Source organism: Pauljensenia hongkongensis, assembly GCF_001746855.1.
GTDB lineage: Bacteria > Actinomycetota > Actinomycetes > Actinomycetales > Actinomycetaceae > Pauljensenia > Pauljensenia hongkongensis.
The window spans coordinates 1,146,234-1,150,254 of record NZ_CP017298.1 but is presented as its reverse complement, the minus strand read 5'-3'; the positions used below and the strand labels follow the sequence as shown (position 1 = coordinate 1,150,254).

Here is a 4,021-nt window from a genome sequence, read left to right as displayed (position 1 = left end):
GGCTCGGAGCCCGCGCGGCCCTCGCCTCGTACGCGGGGGAGGACGCCGCGGGCGACCTGGTGCGGGGCTTGCTCGCCCAGGAGGGGGTCCGACTGGACGCGCTCGAGGCGGTGGAGCGCCAATCGGTGACCGTGTCACTGGCGCTCGACGGGGACCGGGCCATGACCTCGTTCGGGACGGAGGAGTTCCCGCCGCTGCGGGGCCCCGCGCCCGCCGCCCTGCTCACCGACCTGCGAGGACTCGCCGCGAACGCGGAGGCCGTGGGGCGCTGGCGCCGGGAGGGCACGTGGGTGCTGGCCGACTGCGGGTGGGATCCGACGGGGCGCTGGGACCAGGGGGACCTGGGGGCGCTGGCGCTCGCGGACGTGTTCACCCCCAATGAGGCCGAGGCCCTGGCCTACACGCGGGCCGGCACTGTGGAGGAGGCCGCCGCCCGGCTGGCCGGGATGTGCCCGATGTGCGTCGTGACGCGCGGCGCTGCGGGGGCGCTGGCCGTCGCCCCGGGACTGCGGGCCGCCGTGCCCGCCCCGCCGGTGGCGGCCGACGACACGACCGGAGCGGGGGACGTCTTCTCCGCGGCGCTGGCTTGGGCCCTCCTGCGGGGCAGGGGGGTGCGCGGCGCCCTGGTCTTCGCGGTCCATGCCGCCGCGCTGTCCACGACCCGGAGGGGAGGGGCCAGCGCCGCCCCGGCATTGGACGAGGTGGAGGGCTTCCTCGCCGAATGCGGCGCGGCGCCGGGGGAGTAGGGCGCGCGCCTCCACCCATCGGGATCCGCAGGGGGCCCGCACACAAGGAGCGGAGTTACGCAACACACTCCCGCACACAAGGGCGGAATCCTGCCGTTGTGTGCGGGAGGTGTTGCGAAAACCAGGGCCCTTGTGTGCGACTGTGGGAAACGGCGGGCTGTTCGCACCGGAGTGCGCCAGTTGATCCGTAGTGCGCCAGTCGGAGCGCCCTGTGACGTAGAATGCTCCCATGAGAACAGTTGTCATCGGCGCGGGGATCGCGGGGCTGGTGTGCGCGGACGCGCTCGCCCGGCGCGGGGAGGACGTGGAGATCTACGAGGCGACCAGCCGCGCGGGGGGCCGCATCGAGACGGCGTCCGTCGCCGACTGCGGAGTCGAGGTCGGCGCGAACTTCCTCTCCTCCACCTACCGGGTGCTCCCCCGCCTGGCCAAGCGCCTCGGAGTGCCACTGCGCCCCATCCGCTCGCGCGCCGGCATCATCACCGACTCGGCCGTCAAGGCGTACAAGCCCAGCGGTCCCGCGATGGTGCGCGCGGGCGTGGTCGGTTGGCGCGACGCCGCCCGGGCCGGGTGGGCGTTGGCCGGCCAGGCCCGGCGCCTGGTGCGGGCCGACCCAGCGGACCCCGCCCAGTGGGCCGACATCGACGTTCCCGCCGCACCGTGGTGCGCCGAGCGCTTCGGCCGGGCCTTCACGGACGCCGTGATCGGCTCGGCGTTCAGGGGCTACTACTTCCAGGACCTCGCCACCACCTCCGCGTCGGCGGCGCTCGCCATGGTCGCCTACGGCGCCCGTCCCTTCACGACGCTCACCGCGGACCCCGGCCTCGAGGCGGTGCCCCGCGCACTCGCCTCGGGGCTCACCATCCACTACGACTCGCCAGTGGCCCGCCTCGAGCGCGGCGCGCGCGGCGCCGCCCTGGTCCTGGCCGACGGCACGTCCGTCGAGGCCGACCGGGTCGTCCTGGCCGTGCCCGGCCCCAGGGCCGCGGCCCTCCTCGACGACCCGTCCCCCGTGGAGGCGGAGCTCATCGCCACACCGTACAGCCCGGGCCTCCTCGTGGTGGTGGCCCTCAGCCGCCGTCTCGCGGACCACGAGCTGGGGGGCGCCTACGGGCTGCTGGCCTCGCCCGGCCGGAGCGGCGACCTCGCTGCCCTGTGCGCGTCGAGCCGCGCGGGGCACGCGGCGCCCGGGCGCGACGCCGTCACCGTGATGTTCGACGGGGAGGCGGCCGGGGAGTGCATCAAACGGGGCACGTCCGACGAGGAGCTCGTCGGACGCGCGGTGGAGTCCCTGTGCGCGCTCGCCCCCTCCTTGGAGGCCGCCGTGGACCAGGCGTCCAGCCGTGTCGTGAGGATCCCCGCGGCCATGCCGACCTGCCGGGTCGGGCGGGCCTCCCTGGTGCGCCGCTACCGCGGCGAGCAGAGCGGGCCGGTGGTCCTGGCGGGCGACTACCTGGCGTTCCCCTGGTCGGACTCCGCCGCCCTGACGGGGCTGTGGGCCGCGAACCGTGTGCGATTGGCGGCGGAACGCGGCTGAGGGCGGCCGGGGGCTCCGGCGCCCGGTACGATGGGCGCGTGAGTGAAGCAAACGCCCAGAACGTGAACGCCCCCGCGGACGACACCCCCGAACAGGTCAAGGTCCGCTCTCAGAAGCGCGCCCGCCTCATGGAGGAGGGCACCCCCGCCTACCCCGTTGCGCTGCCGATCACCTCCACGATAGCGGAGGTCCGCCAGCGGTACGCCCATTTGGAGGCGGGCGAGGAGACCGAGGACCTCGTGGGCATCGCCGGGCGCGTCGTCCTGATGCGCAATGGCGGCAAGCTCTGCTTCGCGACCCTCATGGACGGCGCGGGCGAGAAGATCCAGGTGATGTTCTCCGCCGCCTCCGTCGGCGCCGACTCGCTGGCCGCCTACAAGAATGACGTGGACCTGGGGGACCACCTCTTCGTCCACGGGCGCGTCATCTCCTCGCGCCGCGGCGAGCTGTCGGTCTTCGCGACCCCGGCCGAGCCCACCGAGCAGGCGAGGGCCGCCTACGACGCCGCGCCCACCGCGCTGCCCGCCCCCGACGCCTCGTGGGCCATCGCCTCGAAGGCGCTGCGCCCCCTGCCCAAGACCTGGACCACGCAGGACGGCAAGGAGATCACCCTGTCGGAGGACCAGCGCATCCGCCGGCGCGAACTCGACCTCATCACCCGCCCCGCCGCCCGCGACATGATCCGCGTGCGCGCCGCCGTCAACCGCTCCATCCGCGAGAACTTCCACCGGCGCGGCTACATCGAGCTGGAGACGCCGATGCTGCAGGTCGTCCACGGGGGCGCCGCCGCCAGGCCGTTCACCACGCACATGAACGCGCTCGACATGGACCTCTACCTGCGCATCGCCACGGAGATCTACCTCAAGCGCGCGGTCGTCGGCGGCGTGGACCGCGTCTTCGAGATGAACCGCAACTTCCGCAACGAGGGCATGGACTCCTCGCACAGCCCCGAGTTCACGTCCCTGGAGGCCTACGAGGCGTACTCGGACTACAACGGCATGGCCGACCTGACCCGTGACCTCATCCAGCAGGCTGCTCGCGACGCCTTCGACCTGCCCGAGGGCGGGGAGGTCGTGCGCCTGGCCGACGGCACCGAATACGACCTGTCGGGCCAGTGGGACCGCATCGACTTGTACGGCTCCACCTCCGAGGCCCTGGGCGAGGAGGTCACGGTGGAGACGCCGCGCGAGACCCTCGTCAAGCACGCCGAGCGCATCGGCCTGGAGGTCGACGACTACGCGGTGAGCGGCAAGATCGTCGAGGACATCTTCGAGGAGCTCGTCGCCTCCAAGCTGTGGGCGCCGACCTTCGTCTACGACTTCCCCGAGGACACCTCCCCGCTGACCCGCTACCACCGCTCCCGCCCCGGCCTGACCGAGAAGTGGGACCTGTACGTGCGCGGCTTCGAGACGGGCACCGCCTACTCCGAGCTGGCCGACCCGGTCGTCCAGCGCGAGCGCTTCGAGGCGCAGGCCCTCGCGGCCGCCAACGGCGACCCGGAGGCCATGGTCATGGACGAGGACTTCCTGGTCGCCATGGAACAGGGCTTCCCGCCGTGCGGCGGGATGGGCATGGGCATCGACCGCCTGCTCATGGTCCTCACCGGCCAGGGGATCCGCGAGACCATCCCCTTCCCGCTGGTCAAGCGCCTGGGCTGAGCCCCGCCCGTCGTGCCCCCTCCGGTCGCGCGCCGAGCGGTGCGGGCGGAGTCGGCCCGCCCCCGCGCCCGGGTGATCGC

Annotated in this window: 3 protein-coding genes; all 3 read left to right on the top strand. The window is 73.8% G+C overall.

What is annotated here, in order from left to right; translation table 11 throughout:
• A partial coding sequence (locus BH719_RS04790; protein ID WP_009743626.1) for a carbohydrate kinase family protein occupies positions 1–746 on the top strand: 746 nt, incomplete at its 5' end.
• A gap of 229 nt (positions 747–975) precedes the next feature.
• Positions 976–2,283: a protoporphyrinogen/coproporphyrinogen oxidase gene (locus BH719_RS04785; protein ID WP_009743625.1), complete on the top strand. Its 1,308-nt coding sequence runs from the start codon at positions 976–978 to the stop codon at positions 2,281–2,283.
• A 38-nt stretch (positions 2,284–2,321) separates the two neighbouring features.
• On the top strand, positions 2,322–3,941 hold the full coding sequence (locus BH719_RS04780; protein ID WP_034255258.1) for a lysine--tRNA ligase: 1,620 nt from the start codon (positions 2,322–2,324) through the stop codon (positions 3,939–3,941).
• Positions 3,942–4,021 lie beyond the last annotated feature (80 nt).

Excerpts from the sequence above, each read along its gene's own strand:
- BH719_RS04785 (WP_009743625.1), top strand. The coding sequence starts at position 976 with ATGAGAACAGTTGTCATCGGCGCGGGGATCGCGGGGCTGGTGTGCGCG.